Source organism: Pseudoalteromonas sp. PAST1, assembly GCF_021532515.1.
GTDB lineage: Bacteria > Pseudomonadota > Gammaproteobacteria > Enterobacterales > Alteromonadaceae > Pseudoalteromonas > Pseudoalteromonas simplex.
The window spans coordinates 129,561-153,712 of record NZ_JAKGBH010000004.1 but is presented as its reverse complement, the minus strand read 5'-3'; the positions used below and the strand labels follow the sequence as shown (position 1 = coordinate 153,712).

24 protein-coding genes and 2 pseudogenes are annotated in these 24,152 nt (G+C 41.4%); 19 read left to right on the top strand and 7 right to left on the bottom strand.

Features of this window, described 5'->3' with window-relative positions:
• A pseudogene (locus tag L1272_RS03270) lies at nucleotides 1–292 on the top strand (IS4 family transposase); the annotation flags it as partial.
• Nucleotides 293–333: 41 nt separating this feature from the next.
• Here the strand turns inward: L1272_RS03270 and L1272_RS03265 are convergent.
• On the bottom strand, nucleotides 334–786 hold the full coding sequence (locus tag L1272_RS03265; RefSeq protein WP_235372733.1) for a hypothetical protein: 453 nt from the start codon (nucleotides 784–786) through the stop codon (nucleotides 334–336).
• Between the two features lie 21 nt (nucleotides 787–807).
• A complete protein-coding gene (locus L1272_RS03260; RefSeq protein WP_054553546.1) occupies nucleotides 808–1,164 on the bottom strand; it encodes a winged helix-turn-helix transcriptional regulator in 357 nt (118 codons plus the stop codon).
• Nucleotides 1,165–1,291: 127 nt separating this feature from the next.
• Between L1272_RS03260 and L1272_RS03255 the strand changes: the two genes are divergently transcribed.
• The 7 genes and pseudogenes from L1272_RS03255 (at nucleotide 1,292) to L1272_RS03225 (ending at nucleotide 6,854) form a co-directional block, all read left to right on the top strand.
• Complete coding sequence (locus L1272_RS03255) at nucleotides 1,292–1,873, top strand: NAD(P)H-dependent oxidoreductase (protein WP_235372732.1); 582 nt, start codon at nucleotides 1,292–1,294, stop codon at nucleotides 1,871–1,873.
• A 9-nt stretch (nucleotides 1,874–1,882) separates the two neighbouring features.
• Complete coding sequence (locus tag L1272_RS03250) at nucleotides 1,883–2,431, top strand: redoxin domain-containing protein (RefSeq protein ID WP_054553544.1); 549 nt, start codon at nucleotides 1,883–1,885, stop codon at nucleotides 2,429–2,431.
• Nucleotides 2,432–2,440: 9 nt separating this feature from the next.
• Nucleotides 2,441–2,806, top strand: a complete 366-nt coding sequence (locus L1272_RS03245; RefSeq protein ID WP_228482482.1) for a hypothetical protein — start codon at nucleotides 2,441–2,443, stop codon at nucleotides 2,804–2,806.
• A 12-nt stretch (nucleotides 2,807–2,818) separates the two neighbouring features.
• Nucleotides 2,819–4,021, top strand: a complete 1,203-nt coding sequence (locus L1272_RS03240) for a low temperature requirement protein A (RefSeq protein ID WP_138617859.1) — start codon at nucleotides 2,819–2,821, stop codon at nucleotides 4,019–4,021.
• Nucleotides 4,022–4,190: 169 nt separating this feature from the next.
• Nucleotides 4,191–5,093 (top strand): TIGR03571 family LLM class oxidoreductase, encoded by a 903-nt coding sequence (locus L1272_RS03235; protein ID WP_235372731.1) that lies wholly within the window; start codon nucleotides 4,191–4,193, stop codon nucleotides 5,091–5,093.
• Between the two features lie 9 nt (nucleotides 5,094–5,102).
• Nucleotides 5,103–5,909: pseudogene (gene dkgB, locus L1272_RS03230) on the top strand (2,5-didehydrogluconate reductase DkgB); the annotation flags it as partial.
• Between the two features lie 60 nt (nucleotides 5,910–5,969).
• On the top strand, nucleotides 5,970–6,854 hold the full coding sequence (locus L1272_RS03225; protein WP_235372736.1) for an alcohol dehydrogenase catalytic domain-containing protein: 885 nt from the start codon (nucleotides 5,970–5,972) through the stop codon (nucleotides 6,852–6,854).
• 37 nt (nucleotides 6,855–6,891) lie between these two features.
• Here L1272_RS03225 and L1272_RS03220 read toward each other — a convergent pair whose 3' ends face one another.
• A complete protein-coding gene (locus L1272_RS03220) occupies nucleotides 6,892–7,746 on the bottom strand; it encodes a DUF417 family protein (RefSeq protein WP_235372730.1) in 855 nt (284 codons plus the stop codon).
• Nucleotides 7,747–7,873: 127 nt separating this feature from the next.
• Entirely contained in the window at nucleotides 7,874–9,022 is a 1,149-nt protein-coding gene (locus tag L1272_RS03215) for an MFS transporter (protein WP_054553540.1), read from the bottom strand.
• A 200-nt stretch (nucleotides 9,023–9,222) separates the two neighbouring features.
• Between L1272_RS03215 and L1272_RS03210 the strand changes: the two genes are divergently transcribed.
• The 11 genes from L1272_RS03210 (at nucleotide 9,223) to L1272_RS03160 (ending at nucleotide 18,324) form a co-directional block, all read left to right on the top strand.
• Nucleotides 9,223–9,999: a DeoR/GlpR family DNA-binding transcription regulator gene (locus L1272_RS03210; RefSeq protein WP_138617865.1), complete on the top strand. Its 777-nt coding sequence runs from the start codon at nucleotides 9,223–9,225 to the stop codon at nucleotides 9,997–9,999.
• 94 nt (nucleotides 10,000–10,093) lie between these two features.
• On the top strand, nucleotides 10,094–10,924 hold the full coding sequence (locus L1272_RS03205; protein WP_130151864.1) for an AraC family transcriptional regulator: 831 nt from the start codon (nucleotides 10,094–10,096) through the stop codon (nucleotides 10,922–10,924).
• Nucleotides 10,925–10,950: 26 nt separating this feature from the next.
• Entirely contained in the window at nucleotides 10,951–11,553 is a 603-nt protein-coding gene (locus tag L1272_RS03200; RefSeq protein WP_138601946.1) for a LysE family translocator, read from the top strand.
• Between the two features lie 62 nt (nucleotides 11,554–11,615).
• Nucleotides 11,616–12,323, top strand: coding sequence for a helix-turn-helix domain-containing protein (locus tag L1272_RS03195; protein ID WP_235372729.1), 708 nt, complete (start codon nucleotides 11,616–11,618; stop codon nucleotides 12,321–12,323).
• A gap of 98 nt (nucleotides 12,324–12,421) precedes the next feature.
• Nucleotides 12,422–13,342, top strand: coding sequence for a DMT family transporter (locus L1272_RS03190; RefSeq protein ID WP_235372728.1), 921 nt, complete (start codon nucleotides 12,422–12,424; stop codon nucleotides 13,340–13,342).
• 1 nt (nucleotide 13,343) lies between these two features.
• A complete protein-coding gene (locus L1272_RS03185) occupies nucleotides 13,344–13,757 on the top strand; it encodes an RrF2 family transcriptional regulator (protein WP_166338433.1) in 414 nt (137 codons plus the stop codon).
• Nucleotides 13,758–14,144: 387 nt separating this feature from the next.
• Entirely contained in the window at nucleotides 14,145–15,059 is a 915-nt protein-coding gene (locus L1272_RS03180; protein ID WP_235372727.1) for an alpha/beta hydrolase, read from the top strand.
• Between the two features lie 58 nt (nucleotides 15,060–15,117).
• Complete coding sequence (locus tag L1272_RS03175) at nucleotides 15,118–16,053, top strand: alpha/beta hydrolase (protein ID WP_235372726.1); 936 nt, start codon at nucleotides 15,118–15,120, stop codon at nucleotides 16,051–16,053.
• A 67-nt stretch (nucleotides 16,054–16,120) separates the two neighbouring features.
• Nucleotides 16,121–16,756: an NAD(P)H-binding protein gene (locus tag L1272_RS03170; RefSeq protein ID WP_235372725.1), complete on the top strand. Its 636-nt coding sequence runs from the start codon at nucleotides 16,121–16,123 to the stop codon at nucleotides 16,754–16,756.
• Between the two features lie 26 nt (nucleotides 16,757–16,782).
• A complete protein-coding gene (locus tag L1272_RS03165; RefSeq protein ID WP_235372724.1) occupies nucleotides 16,783–17,403 on the top strand; it encodes a flavodoxin family protein in 621 nt (206 codons plus the stop codon).
• Nucleotides 17,404–17,418: 15 nt separating this feature from the next.
• A complete protein-coding gene (locus tag L1272_RS03160; protein WP_166338427.1) occupies nucleotides 17,419–18,324 on the top strand; it encodes an AraC family transcriptional regulator in 906 nt (301 codons plus the stop codon).
• A 38-nt stretch (nucleotides 18,325–18,362) separates the two neighbouring features.
• On the opposite strand, the gene trhP is transcribed toward L1272_RS03160, so the two are convergent.
• The 3 genes from trhP to L1272_RS03145 all read right to left on the bottom strand — a co-directional run bounded on the left by trhP (nucleotide 18,363) and on the right by L1272_RS03145 (nucleotide 23,403).
• Entirely contained in the window at nucleotides 18,363–19,748 is a 1,386-nt protein-coding gene (gene trhP / locus L1272_RS03155; protein ID WP_054553530.1) for a prephenate-dependent tRNA uridine(34) hydroxylase TrhP, read from the bottom strand.
• A gap of 413 nt (nucleotides 19,749–20,161) precedes the next feature.
• Nucleotides 20,162–22,795: a hypothetical protein gene (locus tag L1272_RS03150; RefSeq protein ID WP_235372723.1), complete on the bottom strand. Its 2,634-nt coding sequence runs from the start codon at nucleotides 22,793–22,795 to the stop codon at nucleotides 20,162–20,164.
• The gene (locus tag L1272_RS03145) at nucleotides 22,795–23,403 is read right to left on the bottom strand and encodes a hypothetical protein (RefSeq protein WP_235372722.1); all 609 of its coding nucleotides are present in this window, start codon (nucleotides 23,401–23,403) and stop codon (nucleotides 22,795–22,797) included. Before L1272_RS03145 ends, L1272_RS03150 begins: the two co-directional genes overlap by 1 nt.
• Nucleotides 23,404–24,152: the final 749 nt, after the last annotated feature.

Genomic DNA, 24,152 nt, shown 5'->3' with positions numbered 1-24,152 from the left:
ATTACTCGCTTACAACTTAATACGCATAATCATGCTTGATGCAACTAAAGAAGAAGATATCTTGCCTACTCAATTAAGTTTTAGCCAATCTATGCGTCAGGTAATCGCTTTCTTCATGTTTACGCCAATACATAGTGCAAGTAAATTACCTGCTCATTATGATGAATTACTGACAACTCTTAGGTTGTTTATCTTACCCGATAGGCTACCAGACAGGCATTATCCAAGGGTGGTAAGAAGGAAACCTAATAAATATCCCTATAAAAGAAAATGCCAGTCAGCTCTTAACTGACTGGCATTAAGTGCATAGCGCTGGCTTTTTTATAAATAATTTTATGGCAAGGAATTAGCTGCGAGAATCAGCTCGTTAATATCTAACTGTAATTCATCATCTGCTACTTGTTCCGCGAAAGTTAAAGCTGTATTGGCAAAGTTTAGGGCTTGGGCCTTATCAGCTTTCTCTAAGTAATTCTCTGCAATCGCAAAATTAATCGACGCTAAATAATCCTCTAGTTCGAGTAACATTGCTAACTCTAGCGCTTTCAAATAATAGCTAAGTGCAACCTCTGGCTTTTGATAGGTAAAGTCAGCGAGCGTTTCCCATTGAAACGGATGATCAAGCGGTGTGCCTGCAAACTTGTCGCATATTTCTTTTATTTGATTGTACGCCGCCCACTCTTGTTGTTTATTTGGAGCATTTACAATATCAAGCGCAAGTTGATGAATCGCCTCATAATGAGGTGGCTTTTTAATTGATTCAACTTCTCCAAATTGTGCCTTATGCATTCCCTGCCCTCTCTAAGCTAATTAAATCTCATTCGATTCAGACCAAACCCGTAACTCATCGAGTATATGCAGTGCTGAGCGGCCAAAGTCAGTTAGCTCATAGGTCACCGCTATCGGGCGCGTGCTAATAACATGACGGGTGATCATCGCTCTACTTTCAAGTTCTTTTAGACGTTGGTCGATCATCTTTTTGCTTGCGCCACCGAGCATACGCGTTAAATCATTAAAACGAACTGGGCCATCTTTTAAATGATAGATAATAGATCCCGTCCATTTACCGCCAATCAAACGCATGCCTTTTTCAATAGCACAGGGTTCCATGCAAGCATTTAAAACTTTTTTTCTACCCTTACTATCTGTTTCTACTGAACTTTCCAAAACATCCTCGCATTTTTCAGACTAGTTACAAAAAGGTGACTGGTTGATTTAATAATCTAGGTTACTATTATATACCACAGAATATATTTTGAACACGATAAAGTAATTAGCAAACGGATACTCAACTATGAAAAACGTATTAATTCTTAACGCACATCACTATTACCCTTTTTCTGAAGGTAAGTTAAATGCTGCTTTAATCGAAAAAGCCGACGCTTTTTTTAAAGCAAAAGGCTATCAAACTCGCGTGGTTAATACACAAGACGAATTTGATGTAGAAACTGAACTTGAGAACCATCAATGGGCAGATATCGTCTTTTTGCAATCACCTATTAACTGGATGGGCATGACTTGGTCATTCAAAAAATACATGGATGAAGTGTACACAGCGGGCATGGGGGGAGCGCTTTGCCATGGTGATGGTCGTCATCAAGACAATCCAAAAGCCAATTACGGTAAAGGCGGCACCTTGGATAACACTCAATATATGATGTCGCTGACTTTAAATGCACCTGCAGAATCATTTGCAGATGCCACTGACTTTTTTGAAGGTAAAAGTGTTGATGACCTTGTTTTCCCAATGCATATGAACTTTAAGTTTTTCGGTATGCAAGCGATGCCAACTTTCGCCTGTTATGACGTGATGAAAAATGCAGACATCGACAGCGACTTTGCGCGCTTTGAAAAACACTTAAACGAGAACTTTTAAGGAACACTCATGAGTAACGAATCTGTTTATAGCAATAAACTCCATCCGGGCAGTGCATTTCCTAGTATTAGTGCTGCACTTTTAAATGGTGAAGAGGCTGTTCTTGGTCAACCTCAACACGGTGCAAGCTGGCAGCTTGTTGTTGTTTATCGTGGTAAGCATTGCCCTTTATGTACCCGCTATTTAAATAGCCTCGAGCAGTACAAAGCGGCGCTATTAGAAACGGGTGTTGATGTAATTGCTGTTTCAGGTGATAGCAAAGAGCAGCTAGAAGCGCATTTAGAGCAGCTATCTGTGTCATTTCCACTTGCTTACGGTTTGACTACAGAGCAAATGCAAGCATTAGGTACTTACATTTCTGATCCCCGTTCACCACAAGAAACGGATCACCCTTTCGCAGAGCCCGCACTGTTTGTGGTTAACGAGCAAGGTAAAGTACATGTGGTTGATTATTCTAATAATCCATTTGTAAGACCTGATTTAGCAACTTTGGTAAGCGGGCTTAATTGGATACGCGACCCAAAAAATAATTACCCAATTCGCGGTATGCATAAGTAGAGTGTAGCCATGAGCAAAATGACAGCTTTGCTGATTGGCTTGGTGAGCACAATTATGTGCTCACAACATGCTTTTTCAGCACAACTTCCCCATGCACATATTGCTTCACCCAATCACTATGAAGTATTGCTAGATAACAGTGAAGTACTTGTTTTACGTATGACTTTAGCACCAGGTGAGCAAGATAATTGGCATAAGCATAATGCTGAAACAGTCTATTTTGAGACAGGTGGTAAAGCGACCATCAGTACTAAAGAGTCACAAACAACAATTGAGATCCCTAATGGCTATGTGATGTGGCATGACGCATGGACTCATCAAGTCAAAAATGAGGGTGAAACCACCATCACTGCAATTATTGTCGAAAGGAAATAGATAGGATCAATTATGGCATTAGAAAACCACCCAATGTGGCGCTTACCTAAGCATCACCTAGATTTAAAAAGTTCACATGACCATGTTCATTGGGTTGAATTATTTTATGACCTTATCCATGTGGTAATCATTTTTTTGCTAGGTAATTTTTTGAGCGACCACTTACATTTAAGTGGTTTTCTTACATTTGCAGGTTTGTTCATCACCGTATGGTTTGCGTGGGCTGACTCCAGTGTTTTTAATTCACTCTATGTCAGTACTGATGTAAAACACCGGCTGATCATGGCCTGCCAAATTGTTACCGCCATGGTTATGGCTGCCTCGCTCCCTCATGTACTTGATAAAGGTTGGACATATTTTGCATTAGCCTATGCTGCTAATCGCCTTATTACAGCTTATTTATTTCATCGCACCAATCAATTGGGGGTCGAATCAACAAAATTAGCACGCAGTGTGAGCCGTAACTACTTTGCTCTTGCTATCATTTTTGCTACCACAGCATTTATGCCTGCCCCCTATCGTTATTGGGTGTTTGGCGCTGCGATTGCCGCTATCCAAGTTTTATATATGGCTCCAAAAATTGGTGTACTTGAAAATAAACGCTTTTTACCACGCCTTGGGCATATGTCTGAGCGCTTCGCCCTTTTACTGCTTATTGTCGTAGGCGAAGGTTTCTTTAAATTGGTGATTACTTTATCTGAAAAAGGAGTTTATAAAGTCGACCCCACTGTACTGGCTAACTTTATGTTTGGTGGTATTGCGGTATTTGTGCAATGCTGGATTTACTTTGATTTTGTTGGCAATGGTAAACCTAAAAATCAACACAAATGGACACTCGTAAGTTGGTGGTTAGCTCACCTATTTTTAATGCTATGTGCAGTTATGGTTGGCGTTGCACTCGCCGGAGAAGTAAAAGCCGGGTTTTGGCAGCCGTACCCCCTAAAATATGGTGTCATTGGTTGTGTAGGGTTAGCAGGCTACTTATTAAGCTTATTGTGGATCCAGCTAATGATCGAACATCGCGTAGCCCATCGTTTTGCTACAGCCAAAGTAAGAATGTTTGGCGTCATACTTGCTTTAGTTACCATTCCCATTTTACCCCATGTGCCTTCGCTCATTGGCAACTTACTTTGGGGCACAGCACTGATTTCACAAATTGCCTACCCAGTCACTCGCGCATACTTTACCCTTTCAAAAGAAGAAGCTAATTCATAACGATTAAAACACCTTTGCAAAAACGACAAAGGTGTTTTGTTATCCTTGCTGTTTTTCGCAAATAAATTTAGCGCCACAATACCTTCATTACTTAATCATAAATCACTTTCAGGGCCGCATTAAATTGTTAAGTATTGCTTAGCTATGTCCCTTAAAGTTTGGAGTCATAATGAGTTTTGATAAATTAGCGCAAAAACCATTCTCAATTGGGGTTGAACTTCCACTTGATAATGATTGGGCACATTTCAATCAACAATCAAATCAATCATTTGGGATCCCTAATTTAGCTAACCATGAATCACGTGTTCAACTTGCTGATGAGCTTGGCTACGCAGCGGCATGGGTTCGCGACGTACCGATTTATGACCCGCAATTTGGTGATGCCGCCCAAGTTTATGAAACCTTCAGTTACCTTGGCTACTTAGCAGCTAAAACCAAGAATATATTACTTGGCACCGCAGCGGTGGTATTGCCATTGCGCCAACCTTGGCTTGTTAAAAAGGCTGCAAATACTGTGCAAGCGCTTAGTAATGATCGGCTAATTTTAGGTGTTGCCAGTGGTGATAGACCCATTGAATACCCTTTATTCGATATTGATTTTGCAAGCCGTGGTGAGCAACTACGTGAATCTGTTTCGCTACTTAAAGGCGCCCCTAAGCGACCTTTAGAAGCGGGTCAAAAGCTACTACCAGAAGTGAAAAATTTCCCACTTTATGTAGCAGGTCTTGCTCAGCAAAGCCCTCAATGGGTTGGCGAAAATATGGACGGCTGGCTTGCTTACCCAGGCACACCAGATGATCATCAAAAGCGTGTCGCTTTGTGGCGAGATGTCGCAGGTAATAAGCCGTACGTTAGTTTTATTCATTTAAATTTATTAGATGATCCTGATGCACCTATAAAACGTCACCGTTTTGGGGTTGAAACAGGCGTCAACGGACTCATCTCAGAACTAAAGGCAATGAGAAATGCCGGTGTGAATCACATCGGCCTGCACTTTAGACGTAACGAATTACCCATTGAATGGGCATTAAAGCACATCGGCGAACATGTTTTGCCCAAGTTCCATAATTAAGGAGTTATGATGTCACAATCAATTATGCCAAAACTGGGTTTTGGTACATTTAGATTACAAGACGAAGTTGCATATCAAAGTGTGCTAACAGCTATTGAAGAGGGCTTTAGACACATCGACACTGCACAAATTTACGGTAACGAAGAAGCTGTTGGCCGAGCGATTAAAGACAGTGGTGTTGCGCGTGGTGAGTTATTTATTACCACCAAAGTATGGAATGATAAGTTAAATAAAACGGACTTTATTAACAGCGTAAAAGAGAGCCTGACTAAACTACAACTAGATTACGTCGACTTACTGCTTATTCATTGGCCAAGCCCAGCCAATGGCAAAAGCATGCATGAGTATTTGAGTGAATTACAATCAGCAAAAGAGCTTGGTTTAACGAAAGAAATTGGTGTTTCAAACTTTACCATTGCACAAATGGAAGAAGCCTTAAGTATTTTGCCAAAAGGCGCATTATTTACCAATCAAGTTGAAGTTCACCCCTACCTAACCAATCAAAAGGTACGTGATTTTTGTGCGCAAAACGACATTCTCGTTACCGGCTATATGCCATTTGCGGTAGGTAAAGTACTTAAAGATCCAACCATCAAAGCGATTGCAGACAAACACCAAGTGAGCACCGCTGAAGTAGTCATTGCTTGGGAGTTAGCGCATGACATGGTGACGATACCGTCATCTACCAAACGCGAAAATATGGCTACCAACTTAAAAGCCCTTTCGCTTAGCTTAAGCCAAGACGAGATCAATCAAATTGATGCCCTTAGTTGCGGCGACAGGCAAGCAAACCCGGATTTTGCTCCTGACTGGGATCATGATGAAGTAAAGACAACTCATGCTTGGCAGTTTCAAGGTGCTGATAAAGCACTCGCTTTGGGATTGAAAGCTGTACCAGCACTTAAAGCAGGGCAAATTTTGGTCCGAAACCTAGCGGTTGGTATTAATCCAGTTGATTGGAAGTTTATTCAAGCTGACCCTATAAATTGGGCAGATACACATACACCTGGCGTAGACGGTGCTGGGGTTGTTGAGCAGGTAGGCGATGGCGTCGATAGCAAACTAATAGGTAAAACAGTCGCTTATCATCATAGCTTGAGTGAAAACGGCAGCTTTGCTAAACACACAGTACTTTATGCAGACCGTGTTATGCAGGTGCCAAAAGGGTTAGCTGTCAATGTTGCTGCTGCATTACCTTGCCCACTGCTTACTGCATGGCAAGCTTTTAGCAAAATACCATTACGCAAAGACGAAAAAGTATTAGTAACCGGCATGGGAGCTGTTAATAAACTGCTGACACAAATGCTGAATCACAGTGGCTTTGAAGTACATGCTTTATCAAAAAGCCTAACGACTGAGCAAGCCGAAAAGCTTGGCGTTAAGTTAGTATTACGCGACGCACCATCTGAAGGTGGCTACTTTGCACTCTTTGATGCTAATGGCCCTGAAGAAGCTAAAAAGTTAGTGCCACTTCTACAGGCAAATGGTCATGTGATCAGTATTTTAGGACGCATTGAAACCCCAGTCGATGAACCATTCACGCGCACTATTTCTTATCATGAAATTGCCCTTGGTGCATTACACGATTATGGTGATTCACAGCAATGGCAACGTCTTGTAAGTGATGGCGAAAAGCTCCTTAATGACATTGCGTCGGGTACTTTAAATGTTGAAGAACCCACTGACTTTGAATTTAACAATCTCAATGATGCCCTTGAGTTTTCTAAAGTTCAAAAGCAAAAAGCCGTTGTAGTTGTTTAGTTATCATTTAAAAGGCCTCTTCTGAGGCCTTTTTATTTTATTCTGCTGTTTCTTTAGGTGTATTGTTGAATACAGCTAAATGACAAATAATCACTAAATTCGCTATAAACCACAGATCTTTAATTACAAACTGACCTAATCGCTCAAACACTGTAACGCTGCTAAGCGCATTAGGTGCGGTAATTAAAAATGTTTGTGTCATGATAAATACCGAGCAACAGGCTAGTCCAGCAAGTAAAATAAGTTTCGCATTTCTGATATACAAGCCAACACCTAACAGCGCCACACTCAAAATATCAAATATGCCAATCGCATTTGATGCCCCTTGCACGCTAAAAACAATATACAACCAAGACATAAACGGTGAAGACTCAACAAGGCTAACAATCGCATTTGCTTCAAAAGCAAAAAACTTCATGGCGCCAATCCAAACCAACACTAATGCCACCGATGCATAATTCAAAGCAACATGCGCTTTATCACTCAAAACATCTTTGTAAAACACAAATAAAAATAAAGGAATAACAGCAAAATACTTAATAATACCCTGCCCCGAACCAATTACTGGAAAACCCCCTTCACTTGCAAGCCAACGATTTGCACTGAACAATGTAAGTAAACAGGTAAGTGCAATAATAAGAGCTGTCACGGTGGGAAGCGCCCTATTAATAAATCCTAAATGAGAATGAAGGCTGGTAATACCTACAAAACAAAGTGCAAAGCCTGCAATCATACTCATGAGATGGTCAGGTACCTGAGTCTCTAAACCATAAAACGAAAATATACTGCCAATAGCATTGGGGTTTGCCCCCAAAATAAAAGACAAACCCAATAAAGAAAAACTGATAGTAATAAGTGCAATCACTAAATTATTTGATGTACGTAAATTCATTTAAACCCCTCTATAAAACTCAATTAGAAGACCTAAGTTAGGGATAAAAACATTCACCATTTTATAATTTACTATCACCTTTTCCTGTTAAATACATATAACCTTTTGAATAATAACAATTATAAAGTTAGTCTTGTGAAACTTTCACAAAGAGTGAAAAGATAGTCGCCAAAGCAATTAACATCGCTATTACGACCAATGCAGACGCAAGTGAAGAAAAATGTGCAATTTGACCGACACTTGCAGGCCCCATTAATACACCTAAATAACCAAATGTCGTTACAGCAGGAATTGCCGTAGCTTGCGACATGTAGGTTTGCTTCCCTGCCGCAGAAAACATAATTGGTACAACGTTGGCACAACCTATTCCCATTAACACATAACCAAATAGCGCAACATAAAAGCTCATTGATACAATAGCGATTATCAAGCCAAGGCTTGCTACTAAACCACTTATAGTCAGAACAGCCCTTTGCCCATGCTTTGCAATAATGCGATCGCCAAATAAGCGCCCTAAAGTCATTGTGACTGAAAAGCTAAAAATCCCTAATGCCGCCATTCCTGTTGATGCATTTTGATAATCAATTAAATATATTCCGCTCCAATCTAAAACGGTTCCCTCTGCGAGAAACATTGCAAAGCAAATAATGCCAATTAAAATCACCGGGCCTTTTGGGAGCGCAAATGCAGGACCTTCATTGGGGCTTGCAAAAGGAAGTAAGTCTCTCTTTGCGAAGATCAAACACAGTAATACTATCGCCGCCATTAGCATACAGATTTCGAATGCCGAAAAACCAGCAATTAGCAGCATTGCTACAGCACCCGCCCCTAAAATACCACCTAAACTGTAAAAGCCATGAAAACCAGACATAAGTGAAAGCTTAGAACGTTCTTCAACCAACACAGCCTGAATGTTCATAACACAATCAGTTGCTCCGATAGAAAGGCCAAAAATCACCAGTAAAGTTGCCAAGCTAGCCACACTATTTACTAAAGCAAAAAATGGTAGGCAAAAAATAATCATCATCGTTGAGAGCTGTAATACACGTTTACAACCATACTTAGTTGCGAGCGCACCTGATACAGGCATAGCAAATATTGCACCTGCACCAAGACACAAAAGCAACAACCCTAAAGTACTCTCATCAATGCCAATATGCGCTTTAATGACTGGTATGAGCGATGCCCACGTAGCCGTGGCTAAACCTGCACACAAAAATAGTAACCTTGTAACGAGTACTTCGCGCTTTTTAAACGGATACCTTTCTAACAACATCAAGCAAAACCTTCCATAAAACATCACAATCGAGCAGGGTAAGTGACTAGGTTAAAACCCGTCACCTTCCCTCATTCCAGTTTATAACTAAACTAAGGCTTAGTTATTGAGCTATTTAACTCTAAATAATCACAAAATTGCTAAAACGAGCATGCAATGCTACATTAGACTCAGTTTAAACTGCTCAATTATGATTATTTATGCTCGATTATGCTTCATTCCCAGATCAGAGGCAAGCACTGATCAAAGATCATTTACAACAAACCGGCCGAGTTGTGTGTGTTCAATTAGCCAAAGAACTTAATGTCTCAGAACATACGATCCGCCGAGATCTGCAAGAATTAGCAAATCAAGGGGTGTGTAAAAAAGTGTATGGCGGCGCTGTCATTAATGCACAAAATGATGGCAGTTTAGTGCAACGAATGGTTTTAAATAGTGACCGTAAGCAGCTTTTAGCTAAAGCGTGTATTCCTTACTTTAAAGAGCATGCATTTATTTTTATTGATTCTGGCAGTACCAATTTAGCCATTGCAAGTATGATCCCACACGATCTTACCTTAACGGTGGTTACCCACACGCCTGCAATTGCTATTGCACTACAATCACACCAACAATGTGATGTGATTCTGTTAGGTGGAAAAATAAGTAAGCAACAAGGCGCTGCAATTGGTAGTTGCTCGTTAAAGCAATTACAAACAATGCATTTTGACCTAGCAGTTTTAGGTGCTTGCGCAATCGATGCCGAGGTGGGTGTTTCAGCGTTTGACGTTGAAGATGCACAGTTTAAACACGCTATAGTAAAACAAAGCAATAATGTATTAATCGCCGTTACTGAAGAAAAACTGTCTTCAGTCGCAAGACATAAAGTGACAGCGTTAGACGCTATTTCTGTTTTAGTTACTGATGCCAAGAAAAACGATATAAAACTCGCTGAATTTAAAGACACTGAATTAGAACTTGTCTGTACCTCTGAATAAATTAAAACAGCAATTTTGTTCAAGTTTTTAGGTTGCCAGCTTCGCTATATTGGCGTAGGAATAATAACGAAGCGCACACCCTTCAGGAGCATCTGTGAGCAAAGACAATCACTTTAAGTACATTAACAACGAACAGCATCAGAGCATCTCGATGTTGACTGCAACTATGAGTGATTTTACCTATGCAAAACATGCTCACGAAGAGTATTCAATTGGCATTACTCTACAAGGGCGGCAAGATTTCTTTTGTCGTAATGCGTTTTATAAAAGCGTACCTGGCAATGTCATTTTGTTTAACCCTGAAGATATTCACGATGGTCACTCTGGCACTGAGCAAAACCTAGAGTATCTAATGCTGTACATTCATCCCGATGAATTTAAGCCTTTGTTCAAAGCACTTGGATATAAGCAAGATTGCACATTACGTATGGCAAACACCTTGTATGCTGATCCATTACTGCGTAATCAAGTGATTCACTTATCAAGGCTTTTACAAACCAATAGCACCAGCAAAATAGAGCGAGAAGCAGCAGTGTTGCAAATGGCGCAGTCTTTAGTCAGGCTCAACGGCAGTCTTGATTTGCCAACTTTAAGCACCCGAGTTGATAGCTTGCTTCTGCGTGCAAAAGACTACATCTTGGCAAATATCGACAATGACATTTCTATTGATGACATTGCACATGCTGCCACCATGTCGAAATTTCATTTTATCCGCCGCTTTCGCGAGCACTTCGGTATTACTCCACATCAATATGTTTTGAACTGTCGTATTAATTATGCCCGTAAAGCGTTACAGGTTGGCCGTGATGCCACCAGCGTGGCGGTTGAATCTGGCTTCGCTGATGCCAGCCACCTCAATCGTAACTTCAAACGAGCATTTGGTATGACACCAAAACAATTTCAACTGCAATGGGCTCGTAGATAGAGCTGAATTACTGATTTGGAGCTGTTATGGCAGATATTTTTGCATATGCTATTGGCATTATGTACACCCCTGGGCCAATCAATTTACTCGGTTTAAGCAGCGGCTTAAATAAACAAACTCGTTCACACCTTGGGTTTTTTATCGGCGTGGGTAGCGCGATGTTTATCTTATTTGTGCTGCTTGGCTACCTTGGCTTGCAAGTGATCAATCCGCAGTTTTTGCCTTATGTGAGCTTAATTGGTTGCGGCTATATTTTGTATATTGCTTGGAAAGTCGCAAAAGCAAATGTACAGGTGAGTGATACCTCAGCAGATGCCTCACTTAGCTTTTTCGATGGCCTGTTTATGCAGCTATTAAATCCAAAAGCCTTGGTGGCCACTTTGCCAATTGCTACGATTCAATTCCCAAGCGCCGATATTACTGGCGCTGCAATCGTATTTTGGTCTTTTATTTTAGCCATCCTTGCCTTTGGTGCGCCAACAAGTTACTCGTTAGCGGGCTTAGTGCTTGGCAAACAAGTATCACGGCCGGGTGTTTTTTATGTGTTTAATAAACTGATGGCTATTTTGTTGGTTTATGTCGCGTTAATGATTGCCTACGAGCATGTGCTAACCCCGTTAATGGCCTAAAATTGACCATCCCTCGCAAACAGGCATAATAGCCTTATTCAGCAAACGGTTATCACAAAATAATGCAAGGCAATCTATCTATCCGCTCATACAGTACTAAGCCTGTTAGTCATAGCCATGATTATCATCAACTTGTACTGCCCTTAAAAGGTGTGATTGCCATTAGTGTCGGTGATTTTCAAGGTAAAGTCGCCCCCGGTGAATGCGTGGTTGTCAAAGCCTCTCAAACGCATCTTTTTACCGCAATGCCAGAGGCGCGATTTGTGGTGGCCGATATGCCAACGCTACCTGATAATCTGGCCACTGCTGAGCGCTGCGTGTTTGCTATTAATCAATCACTTTGGGCATTTTTGCAGTTTGTAGCAAAGCAGCTTGAGCAAGCGGTTAATCGTGAATTAGAACTTGCCATGTTTAACACCTTCAATTTGCTGTTAGCTGAGCAAATTATGCAGCCTAAGGTCGACAGCCGTATTAGCGAGGCACTGCTTTATATTGACAGTCACTTAAGCACTCCTCTTCATATCAAACACCTTGCCAGCATTGCCTGTTTAAGCCCTACGCAATTTAAGCTGCTGTTTAAGCAACAAACCGGATTAACTGTCATGAACTATGTAACTAAACTGCGAATGGAAAAAGCCCAAGCCTTACTCAGTCATACCGACTACCCGTTGCAGCGTATTAGTGAGTTAGTTGGTTACAATGAGCTTTCATCTTTTAGCCGTAGTTTTTCAAAGTACTTTGGCTTATCACCGAGTAAATTCAAAAAGTAACTTTAGTTTTTAACGCCAACAAAACCGTCCTTTTTGTCAAAAACTTTGCATCGATTTTAATTATGCTTTTGATATCTTAAATTTAAAGCGAATCATCAATGAACCATACCATCGCGACCATGGCCGTTTTAGTTGCCAGTGTGTTTTGGGGCACAACAGGCACAGCCGCAAGCTTTGCACCAGACATTAGCCCTTTTGCAATAGGTGCGTTTGCGATGGGATTTGGCGGCGTATTACTTTGCCTAACCTCACTAACTCAGCTAATAAACAATGCCAGTACTCTGCGTAAGCACTACCGCCTAACCCTACTTGGCTCAGCTTGTGTAGCTATTTATCCGCTGGCATTTTATACCTCGATGAATAGCGCTGGTGTGGCAATAGGCACCGTTGTTTCGATTGCCAGCGCCCCTTTATTTACCGTCTTATTGGAATACTTAATTGAGAAAAAGCCCATTACAACTCGCTGGCTAGTCAGCTTTTGCTTTGGTGCGATTGGCATTGGCTTAATTGCGTTAGGTAAAGAGCATAACCTTGCCGCTACGGGGCTGTTTAGCCAAAACATCGGCATTTTACTTGGCTTAATTGCAGGGCTTACCTATGCGGGCTATTCATGGGTTGCCAAACGCTTAATTAGCAACGGCGTTCATTCAAGAGCGACCATGGCAAGCTTATTTAGCGGCGCTGCATGTGTACTCTTGCCTTCGTTATTGATCACTGGAGATACGCTTTTTGCCACCGTTACCAATACCAGCGTGGCGCTTTACATGGCCATTGTGCCGATGTTTTTAGGTTATTGGCTATTTAGTATTGGCTTAAAAACCATCGCGGCTAGCCAAGCCGTGCTCATTACTTTACTTGAGCCGATTATCGCCACCGTACTGGCTATTGTGATTTTAAATGAGCAATTTCAGCAAATTGGCTGGCTTGGAATTAGTTTAGTGAGCGTTAGTTTGGTAATTCAAACGGTCAATATTAAGCAGTTCGTGATACACTGCAAAAAACGCATATTGACGATTTAAGATGAGAAAAGACAGCCGATTATCACGGGTTTTGCATGTGCTGATCCATTTAGACAGTTACAGCCACCCTATTACATCAGAGACATTAGCAAACATGTTAATGACCAACCCTGTGGTCGTGCGCCGTACAATGGCGTTACTGCGCCAAGCAGGTTATGTGTCGGCAATCAAAGGCCACAATGGCGGCTGGCTACTGGCCACTCCCTTAACAGACATCACTTTATTTGATATTCACCAAGCGCTTGGCGAAAAGAACCTGTTTGTAATTGGTCTAACCGATGAGCACAGCAACTGCCCAATCGAATATGCAGTTAACAGCGCCCTGCAAAACGCAATGGACGATGCAGAAGCCCTGTTATTAAAACGTTTTGCTGAAGTGTCGCTTGCAGAGCTTGCCAGTCAATTTAAAAAATAAGCGTCGTTACACTGCCTATTAATTGGCTTACGGCAATAAAAATAGGCAATCACAGCCTAATTAAGAGCCTTATACTTATAAAGCAAGCGGTATTTCGATTTTAGAAATAAAATCCCATCACTGCCATCATGTAGAGCAAGCACTCTAAACACCCTACAAACCCGACCATTTCAAGCAATTAAGTAAATTCCCAATCTATCCTGGTCATTTTCCGATTGCCTGCCATAGTGCTTTTTCGGCATTTTAGACAAACACCCTGTCATTTTAGGCAAACATTCGTTTCAGCCCACTCCTATACTTAATCTCAATCAAGGACGCAAAGCAAACAGCTCTGCAATCGAGAATAGTCTCTGTCCTTACTTATTAACCCAAAGAGGATTTACGCTCATGAACAAAGTTACTTTTCCAAACACGAACGGTTTAGATATTACTATAGCGGGCTTATTAAATTTACCTGCTGATTTTGATGAAACAAAAACATACCCAGCCGTTGTCGTATCGCACCCAGGTGGTGGTGTTAAAGAGCAAACAGCAGGGACTTACGCACGTAAACTAGCTGAGCAAGGTTTTGTCGCTATTGCATACGATGCATCTTACCAAGGTGAAAGCACAGGCGAGCCACGCCAACTTGAAAACCCACATGTTCGTACCGAGGATGTGAGTGCAGTAATCGATTACTTAACGACCTTACCTTATGTAGACAATGATCGCATTGGCGCAATGGGGATCTGTGCGGGTGCAGGTTACACCGCAAATGCTGCAATTAACGACCGCCGTATTAAAGCCGTTGGCACAGTCAGCATGGTAAATATTGGCCAAATGTTCCGTAATGGCTGGGATAACAATGTAAAAGACAGCGACGCTATCCCATATATCCAAGCTGGCTCTGATTCTCGCACATCGGATGCAGGTGGTAACGAGATTGCAACTATCCCAATGGCACCACTTAAAGAAGAAGATGCACCAAACGAAGAACTTCGCCAAGCGTGGGAATACTACCACACAGACCGCGCAGCTTATTGCACTTCACCGGGCTTTGCGACTGCACGCAGCTTAAATCAAATCATCACTTATGATGCATTCTTTAAAGCTGAGGCATTTTTAACGCAACCATTACTGACCGTCGTCGGCAGCAATGCGGGCAGCAAGTGGATGAGCGATGACCTAATGGCGCGCGCAGCATCAAGCAGCAAAAACATGTACATCGTTGAAGGTGCAAACCACATGGATTTATACGATGGCGAAAGTGAAATCACTGAAGCAATCAGCGTATTAGCTCCTTTCTTTACAAGCAACCTGTAATTATTGATCTGTATGAGCCCGAACAGGGCTCATTACTAAACGGCATTTAGGAGCAAACATGAACATTCAAACAGTTAGTATTCAAAACCACGATATGGCGTGGGAAATCTCAGCACTTGTTTTAACGCCTGCTAATTTTGATGAGTCAAAAACCTACCCAACCATGATCAGTGTTCACCCATTTGGTAGCTGTAAAGAACAGACCTCAAGTAGTGTTTATGGTAAAGCACTTGCTGAAGCAGGTTATGTGGTTATTGCCTTCGATGCCAGCTATCAAGGTCAATCTGGCGGTACACCTCGTTTTATTGAAAACCCATCACAACGCGTTGAAGATATTAGCCATGTTATTGATTATGCCGTGACACTGCCTTATGTCGATAACGAGCGCATTGGTAGCATTGGGGTATGTGGTGGGGGGGCTTATGTATTTAATTCTGCACTGACTGAAAAACGCGTAAAAGCCGTGGTCGGCATTACGCCGGTTAATTTAGGTCGTCTATTTAGAGAAGCATTCACCGAGTTTAACCCGCTTGGCGCACTTGAAGCGATGGCGGCACAACGAACTGCTGAAGCACTTGGTGGTGATTTACAAGTTAACGAATTACTCCCACCAAGCATCGAGTTTGCCCGCGACAATGGCCTGACTGAACGTGATGTTTTCGAAGCGACTGATTACTACAAAACATCGCGTGGTCAAAGTGAAGGTGGCGCAACACGTATGTTATTTTCTCATGCACAAAAAACTCTCACTTGGGATGCCTTCGCATTTGCCGAAACATTAATGACCCAACCTATGATGGCTGTAATTGGTCAAAAAGTAGGGGCATTTGGTGCATACCGTGACGGTAAAGAAATTTACGGAAAATCATTTGCATCAAAAGACCGACAACTCGTTGAACTAGAAGAATGGTCGCACTATGACCTGTACGATAACCCTGAGCCCGTTGCGTTAGCGATGCAGCAAATACTGCCTTTTTTAGCAAACCACCTATAAGCCAATATTTTCGGGCAGCTGTGTTAAATGCACCTGCCCACTAACACATTTCTAAAGAGGTCATGTAATGAAAAACGTCGTTATTTTAGGAGCAAATGGACAAATCGCTTCATGGGTCATCGCAATGCTTTCTGAGCAAAAAGATATCCAAATGCGTCTAGTTGTTCGTGATGCTAAAAAACTTGAAGGAAACATTCCCGCTAATGCGCAAGTTGTTACTGCTGATGTACTCAACCAATCGCAACTAGAAAGTGCACTGGAAGGTGCCGATATCGTTTATGCCAACCTGTTTGGTGACATGGCTGCGATGGCAAAAAGTATTGCAGCTGTAATGATTAAACTGCATATTTCTCGACTAATTTTTGTTAACTCACTTGGTATTTATAATGAGTTACCCGGTGAGTTTGGCAAATGGAACGATCAAGAAATTGGCCAATACTTAGGAACTTATCGAGAAGCCGCAGATATTATTGAAGCATCTGATCTAGACTACACAATACTAAGAGCTGCTTGGCTTACCGATTATGATGAAATAGATTTTGAAACAACGCAGCGTAATGACGTATTTAAGGGAACTGAAGTTTCAAGGAAAAGCGTTGCAGCACTGATAGCTGAAATCGTTTCTTCACCAGAGACTTATTCAAAAGCCAATATTGGTGTGAACAAACCAAATACAGATGGCGATAAGCCTGCTTTCCTATAAATAAAGTGGTTAAAGGAGTGGCGTAAATGATTAAATGGCTATTTATAATACTCGCAGTGGTCGTATTAGGGCTTTTATCTCTTGCCATTTGGGTCACACAAACAGAAAAATCACAGCATGCTAAAAACAGCTTACGTCTACAAAATGCTGAGCCGAAAATCACGCTTGATGCCAAAACAGCCGTCGTGGTTTTTTCTCGCTCTGGGAATACTGGGGTTTTAGCGGATCACATAGCACAAAAGCATAACGCGGAGCTGTTTGAGATAACGGCTACCGATTACGAACTAGGTATTCCTGGTTGGATAGCTGCTCTTAATGATGCCAGAAGCAAGGTAGCAACAATTACCCCGAGTAATATTAACCTTGAAGAGTATCACACCATTTATTTAGGCTCGCCTATTTGGCTTTATAGCCCTGCCCCACCGATATGGCAGTTTGCAAAAAATAATGACTTTTCAGGTAAAAATGTGATTTTATTTAATACCTTTAATAGTAAGTTCGAACAGCATTTTATTGATGATTTTGAAAAGCTGGTTCGGGCAAATGGCGCAAAAACGTTTTCTCACAGGTACGTGAATCGTGGCCGTATGGGCTCTCAAATTAGTAGCCAAGATATGCTCAATAAATTTGACAGCCAAGATAACTAACCGTGAGTTTTAAACATGATAGACACCAACCATCAAGAGATTGCTAAACCACTCGCGCAAAAGATTATGTTATTCGCTAATAAAGCGGGTGATATTACCTCTCATACGCCAGAGCTCACATTGCACATTCGTAACGCACCAACCGACCCCTTGCATTGTATTTACACATTAAGCCTTGCAGTGGTGCTACAAGGTGCAAAAATGCTTTCAGTCGAAAACAGTGTACTGCCCTGCTCTGGTGGGCAAACCATGTTAACAACTTTCGACTTACCTGTGGTATCCCATGTGACCGAAGCAACACGCCACCAGCCATTTGTTGCCATGGTGCTAAAGCTTGATTACAACTTAATTTTGCAAACGGCCGCAGAACTTAAGCTGCCAAAACAATCACGCAACGAAACGTTTGCGCCGATTTCTATTCATAATATCGATGCAGGACTCACTGATGCACTCACTCGGTTATTTGAGCTTGAATATAACCCTGCACTTCGCGACGGCTTACAGCCATTACTCATGAAAGAAATTGTTATTCGCCTTTTACAGGGACCTCACGGGCCTCACCTTAGAAAACTGGCATCAGAGGGGTCACCAAGTAGTCATATTGTCAGAGTTGTGAGCTGGCTTAAAACCAACTTTATGCGCCCAGTACAAATTGAAGAGTTAGCAAAACAAGCGCATATGAGCTCATCAACATTTCGCCAGCACTTTAAAACCATTACTGGCACCAGCCCATTGCAGTATTTAAAAACCTTACGCCTGCAAGAGGCTCGCGATCAAATGCTGATCAATGGTCTTGATGCTGGTCAAGCAAGTGGTGTGGTCGGTTACGAAAGCCCTTCGCAATTTAGTCGCGAGTACAGCCGTTTATTTGGCCTGCCTCCGCAAAAAGATATGCAAAGGTTAAGGCAACAACAGTTATAAGAGATAAATGCGCTAAGTATGACTTAGCGCACCTTCTATTAAGCTTTATTAAATGGGTTACGGGTATCTTGGTCGGCATCGAGATTCCGCATCAAAATTGCGTGCTCTAAATCGATATCTTCTGGTAGAGGGATTTTAACAATATGGCCCGAACCTTTTGCATCGCTAATGGCTTCGCCTTTTTTGTTTTCCATAAAATCTAGCTTGAAGTTAATATTCCCTTTTGGCGTCATAAGCTCAAGTGAATGACCAGTACAGAACTTATTCTTCACATCAATTTCAACTAAGCCATTATCGTTGCGGCCTAATACTTCACCCACAAACTGCTGTTTATCTGACACCGAATGACCATACTCATAGTTTTGATAGTCTTGATGTGCGTGGCGCTTTAAAAATCCTTCTGTATAGCCTCGGTGCGCTAAGTTTTCGAGGGTTTTAAATAAGTTTGCGTCAAATGGACGACCAGCAACGGCATCATCAATGGCTTTACGATACACTTGCGCAGTACGTGCAACATAGTAGAAAGACTTAGTGCGGCCTTCAATTTTTAAACTATGCACGCCCATTTTCGTTAGTTGATCAACATATTGAACTGCACGTAAATCTTTTGAGTTCATTATGTAAGTACCATGCTCGTCTTCAAAAGCAGGCATATACTCACCAGGACGGCCCTGCTCTTCAAGCATAAATACTTCGTTACTTGGGGCACCATCTCCTAGAGTTGGGATCACCGCTTTAGGGTCGATTTTATGTACCATTTCGCCGGTTTCATTTTCAGTGCCCGGTTTCACATCGTAGTTCCAACGACATGCATTAGTGCACGTTCCTTGGTTTGGATCGCGTTTATTAATATAACCCGATAACAAGCAACGGCCAGAATACGCCATGCAAAGCGCACCGTGAACAAACACTTCAAGTTCTGTATTTGGGCATAGCTCACGAATTTCAGCGATTTCTTCAAGGGATAATTCGCGCGATAAAATGACTCGTTCAATACCCTGCTGAGCCCAAAAGTTCACTGTGGCATAGTTCACCGCATTGGCCTGCACAGATAAGTGAATTGGCATATCTGGCCATTTTTCACGCACTAACATGATAAGCCCAGGATCAGACATTATCAGGGCATCTGGCTGCATCTCAATAACTGGCTCAATGTCGCGTAAGTACGATTTTACCTTGGCATTATGAGGAGCAATGTTCGAGACCACATACAACTTTTTATTTTGCGCATGGGCTTCGTTAATACCGATTTGCAGGTTATCTAAGTCAAACTCATTGTTACGAACACGAAGGCTGTAACGAGGTTGGCCAGCGTAAACAGCATCAGCACCATAAGCAAAGGCATAACGCATATTCTTTAAACTACCCGCAGGTGATAACAACTCAGGCGTAAAAGGACGAGGGGTCAAAATAGGTGACGACATGAAAGCTCCACACATCGAACCGAGTACAAGTCGGTTGCATGAATTAATACGATAATGAAGCGCGGCAGTATAATAACCTGCCCAGTAATTTTATTGATCTAGATCATGCTTGATAGAAACTCAGCAAACCAGCCGTGAGCCTATAAAAAGAAAAAAGGTGACCAATCCTATGGCCACCTTTTTAGATCAAACTCAATTAACTATCCAGGGTAATTGGTTTGGAATTGCTAATAATATCACTTAACCATCACTTTCTATTAGGTAATTTTGCTGTATGAAGAAAGCAAAACTCTCAATACAAGCTGTTAGTATATTTGTAACTTATTAAAATTTATCACATATTTATGACACTGAGATGAAAAAAGCCCATAAAATATTTATGAGCCTTTGGCATCTAATACAGTAATTAAAGGCTATGTATCTAAGTGTGCACAGCGGCCAAACTTGGCACCAGCTTTAACAGCTTTAACCACTTGCTTAGGAAAACTAAGCTCACGATCTTGCCCTTTATCACACACAAAGGCCTTATTTGCATCAACCTCAATGGTTAATGGTGTAGGCAAACCTACAACCCCGGCCATCATTTCAGAACCATCACTGCTTACGCCAAAAATACCATTAGTCATCAAGTTAGTTGCTTCTACAACACCTTGTTTAGTGAAGAACTCTTCCCCAGTCATCCATCCTAATCCGTCAATATAAATCGTTGCCCCTGCAGGCATACCATTAATTAACACACGACCAGTGATGACCGACAAATCATCATTCGCATCCAAAACCATATTTAGTGGTAAGCCTGCGGTTTGAACGATATCTTCGTGGGTTTGATTAAATGGTGATGCGCATAAATTATTATTAAAGTAAAAATACGGTACATCCTCACACCAGCGTAAACCACCTAACAAAGTTACTTCATCTGTTACGGTATTCCACACTTTAACGCCTTCACCGAAGACACTACGACCAAACCCCCTTTGTGTACCAAAGGCGACAAGCTCACCATCAACTGAGATCACCGATGAATTTAACGCTCCAAACTCTTTGTAAGTATCACGTAATTTTCCATCCACCCAAGCGAGCTGTGAGTTATTATTATTACCAGAGCCTGTCACAGTGCGGCCATTACCAGATACGCGATCGGCACGTACCCACGCTTCAGTTCGTTCACCATTGATCAAAGCTTGTACTGTTCCATAACTACTAGGAATGAACTCTATACCATCTGTTAATAAAGTTGCCTTTCCTGTTTTTGTATTCCATACAGTGGGCACGCCATACGAACTGGCTCCTTCACCAACAGCACACTCATCCCCGCCAGCATTAGGTTTTCGAGAGTTACCAACTACTTTGTGGCCCAGATCATCCATATCCCAAATAGAGTGCGAGCTTACGCCTTGCTGGCCACCTAAAGAGCAGGTGTTATTGGTTGGATCTTCAAGTTCAATTAATTTATTTGAGCGAATATCCCAAACAGCACCTTGGCCTACACCATCATTATCAAGATCTGCAATCACAGCCGCTTTGGTTGCATTTTTGTTCATTGCCGCGTTGGTGGCAGACAAAACCGCGTAACCCTCTGGCGTCGTTAATGTCTCAAAAGTATTATGATTGCTATCATAAACAAACGGCGTGCCTCCCTGCGTTGTACCAAACGCCCTTTTACCATTTTTTGCATGATCACTTACCCATGCAGAAACTAAAGGCGTATATTGAATGCCATCATTATAGCCATTGAAATACATAGCGACTTCTTTAGTTTCACCTCCTGCAACGACGATAGGTGTCATGTTGCAAGCATCATCCAGTGCTGGAGAACTGCTTTCGCCTTCATTCCAATATTCATTCACGGAAATAATATCGGTAGGTGTCGTTGGGTAGCCGCCAGCTCTAATTGGGTCCATGTAAAGTGCGTAACGCCCACCAGGCGTCAAACCATTAATTGTAAAAGAACCGTCTGGGCCAATACGACCTTGAGTTAAATTACCACTTTGTTGAGTGATCACATCGTACAAAGGATTATCAAGATTACGTGCAACCATATTCATACCTGAATATTCAACGCCTTCTTTTGTAAATAGCTTTCCTTTTATAGTTCCATACTCACTGAGATAACTTGCGCTTGGGTATAAATCAGAGATATTTACAATGTCATCTCGCACATTAACTGTTCCCTGCTCTTGTCCTTCAATGCTGCGAACATTAATAAAAGGAAACATTGTTTCAATACTATCAGTCGGTGCTTGACCACGACCGGAGTAAGCTGTTGTTCCCGTACAGCCTGCAACACCATCGTGCATTTGATACCATGGCGTTGCAATATAGGTAAAATGACCATTTGCTTGAGAGTGAGACATATTCATCGCGTGGCCAAACTCATGGGTGAACACACCTTGTACCATCTTCCCTTCTGTATCATTAATATCGATATACCAACCATTCATTAAAGCCGTTGCTTCAGTAATTTCACCGGTTTCTTCATCAGCCCATTCAGGAAAAGCAATACCTAGTACTTGGTCGCGTGGAATACCAAAATAATTTTCTAAGATAGCACCATCAGTGTCGTAGTTAACCCAAAAACCATAACCGTTTTCTGCATTATAAATCTGGTCTACATTCGATGCATTGACATCGCGGATCCCTGTTTGACTTTCTATCGTACCCGCCACAGACATTATTAGGGTCGATGTTTCAACATTTGACCACTGCGCAACAGCCTCTGCTGTTACGGCATTAGCTTGTGCAATTGTCAAAAAAGTATAATCACGCTCTAACGCTACATCTTTGGGCAACACAGTGCCATCAGGCAATGTGATATCGACATTAAAGATTGTTCCCTTCTCTAAAACAGTAAATGACTGAACATCTTTCCCATTCTTATCTTTAATTAGTTGCCCCCCATCAGTCCAAACTGGAATGTCACCTTTTGAGGTATCCCATTTATAAGGTTGCATGGTTTTATCATGAATATATAAAGGCCCACCTGCTAATACAGTTGTAGAAAGCGATGCCAATGCAATACTTGCAGCAAGTTTCGTAAATCTCATCATTATTTTTCTCCCGCTAATTTGCCAACTAAGTGCATAAATTCATCCACGTTTATGTCTTGAGGGTTAGTCAGCATATTGCGCTCTTCATGCGAAAAATTAGCAGTGTCCATACCTTCAAATAATCCACTATTCGCAAACTGGTTAAGAACCTTGCCATCACGAACAATAAACTTACCTTGCGCCATGCCAGCCGTTGTTTGAAAACCAGTAATAGATGCTGGTTTATACATAAACGCAATGACATTTTCTCCTTCATGCCATTTTGCAAAGCCATCAGGGGTTACCCCCAGATACACCTTGCCATTACCAATTGAGCGAGGCTTGATTAGGCCAAACTGACGGAAGGTGTAATTTGAATCGTCTTTTAACTTACCTTTAGCATCTGACGAAACCTGAATAGTCACTTCGGTATAGGGACGGTTGTTGTCAAAACCATCGGTTACGCTTACTACCTGCCCGGCAATAATGCTCTGTGAAACAACGGCCATCTCTTGTAAGTTTTGTTGTTTTAGTTTCATAGCATTGGCTGCTGGGCTCAAAGTTAGCATGCTGCCAAGTGCAAAAGCTGACGCGCATGACAACTTAGAAAGTGCACTGCGTAGTTTCATTATTCTCTCCTTTAATTATTCGAATAAAAAATAAGACTTTTTGTTTATAAAAAATCCAATTACTAATATTTTATGATTGAATAAGTTCAAGAATTCACGAAAAACCATGTAGCGTTTTGTACACTTTAATTTAACATTTGAGTTACAATTTAGTTATTGCTATTTCTCTCAAACAAGATAGGCTAAAGATCCGAATTAAATCATATACTATTAATTTTCAACAATTTAAAACGCAATAATTTATCATTAGCAATTAGATCAGCCGCATAAAGTGAACAAGAAGTTAACAAAATGAGTTGGTATTCTTACACTTTTTAGATGTATTATGCAGAGGGTAAGTTACTACCAATTAGCTTAGCTAGGTGAGCTAATTGTAAGCGAGTAGAGATTAGGTATGTCAGCAGAGAAGCCCCCGCTGACAATAGCTGATTAATAGCGATTAATAGCGATTAAAAAAATATGACTACTTCCAACTTCAGGAGCTTGGTTAGGTTTAGTTCAATAAATATAGGGGCTGTAATGGGTAATACGCTTGCGAAGTCCTCTACTCAGGCATAGTTGCCATCACTGTAATAATCAAAATCATTAACAAACATTCTGTGATATCAAACACGCTATGTATACTCGTAACCACGCTAAGTTCATTGTGGAAACAAGTGCTTAACTGTAAAAGGTGTTCGCATTTTATACTCGTTTTGCTGAACATTTTTAGATTCATGAAAATGCCATCAAATGACTATTTAATTAAA

Bases quoted from the DNA above. Each gene is read 5' to 3' on its own strand.
- L1272_RS03265 (WP_235372733.1), bottom strand. From the start codon at position 786: ATGCATAAGGCACAATTTGGAGAAGTTGAATCAATTAAAAAGCCACCT.
- L1272_RS03255 (WP_235372732.1), top strand. From the start codon at position 1,292: ATGAAAAACGTATTAATTCTTAACGCACATCACTATTACCCTTTTTCT.
- L1272_RS03250 (WP_054553544.1), top strand. From the start codon at position 1,883: ATGAGTAACGAATCTGTTTATAGCAATAAACTCCATCCGGGCAGTGCA.
- L1272_RS03245 (WP_228482482.1), top strand. From the start codon at position 2,441: ATGAGCAAAATGACAGCTTTGCTGATTGGCTTGGTGAGCACAATTATG.
- L1272_RS03240 (WP_138617859.1), top strand. From the start codon at position 2,819: ATGGCATTAGAAAACCACCCAATGTGGCGCTTACCTAAGCATCACCTA.
- L1272_RS03235 (WP_235372731.1), top strand. From the start codon at position 4,191: ATGAGTTTTGATAAATTAGCGCAAAAACCATTCTCAATTGGGGTTGAA.
- L1272_RS03220 (WP_235372730.1), bottom strand. From the start codon at position 7,746: ATGAATTTACGTACATCAAATAATTTAGTGATTGCACTTATTACTATC.
- L1272_RS03215 (WP_054553540.1), bottom strand. From the start codon at position 9,022: ATGTTGTTAGAAAGGTATCCGTTTAAAAAGCGCGAAGTACTCGTTACA.
- L1272_RS03210 (WP_138617865.1), top strand. From the start codon at position 9,223: ATGCTCGATTATGCTTCATTCCCAGATCAGAGGCAAGCACTGATCAAA.
- L1272_RS03200 (WP_138601946.1), top strand. From the start codon at position 10,951: ATGGCAGATATTTTTGCATATGCTATTGGCATTATGTACACCCCTGGG.
- L1272_RS03195 (WP_235372729.1), top strand. From the start codon at position 11,616: ATGCAAGGCAATCTATCTATCCGCTCATACAGTACTAAGCCTGTTAGT.
- L1272_RS03190 (WP_235372728.1), top strand. From the start codon at position 12,422: ATGAACCATACCATCGCGACCATGGCCGTTTTAGTTGCCAGTGTGTTT.
- L1272_RS03185 (WP_166338433.1), top strand. From the start codon at position 13,344: ATGAGAAAAGACAGCCGATTATCACGGGTTTTGCATGTGCTGATCCAT.
- L1272_RS03180 (WP_235372727.1), top strand. From the start codon at position 14,145: ATGAACAAAGTTACTTTTCCAAACACGAACGGTTTAGATATTACTATA.
- L1272_RS03175 (WP_235372726.1), top strand. From the start codon at position 15,118: ATGAACATTCAAACAGTTAGTATTCAAAACCACGATATGGCGTGGGAA.
- L1272_RS03170 (WP_235372725.1), top strand. From the start codon at position 16,121: ATGAAAAACGTCGTTATTTTAGGAGCAAATGGACAAATCGCTTCATGG.
- L1272_RS03165 (WP_235372724.1), top strand. From the start codon at position 16,783: ATGATTAAATGGCTATTTATAATACTCGCAGTGGTCGTATTAGGGCTT.
- L1272_RS03160 (WP_166338427.1), top strand. From the start codon at position 17,419: ATGATAGACACCAACCATCAAGAGATTGCTAAACCACTCGCGCAAAAG.
- trhP (WP_054553530.1), bottom strand. From the start codon at position 19,748: ATGTCGTCACCTATTTTGACCCCTCGTCCTTTTACGCCTGAGTTGTTA.
- L1272_RS03150 (WP_235372723.1), bottom strand. From the start codon at position 22,795: ATGATGAGATTTACGAAACTTGCTGCAAGTATTGCATTGGCATCGCTT.
- L1272_RS03145 (WP_235372722.1), bottom strand. From the start codon at position 23,403: ATGAAACTACGCAGTGCACTTTCTAAGTTGTCATGCGCGTCAGCTTTT.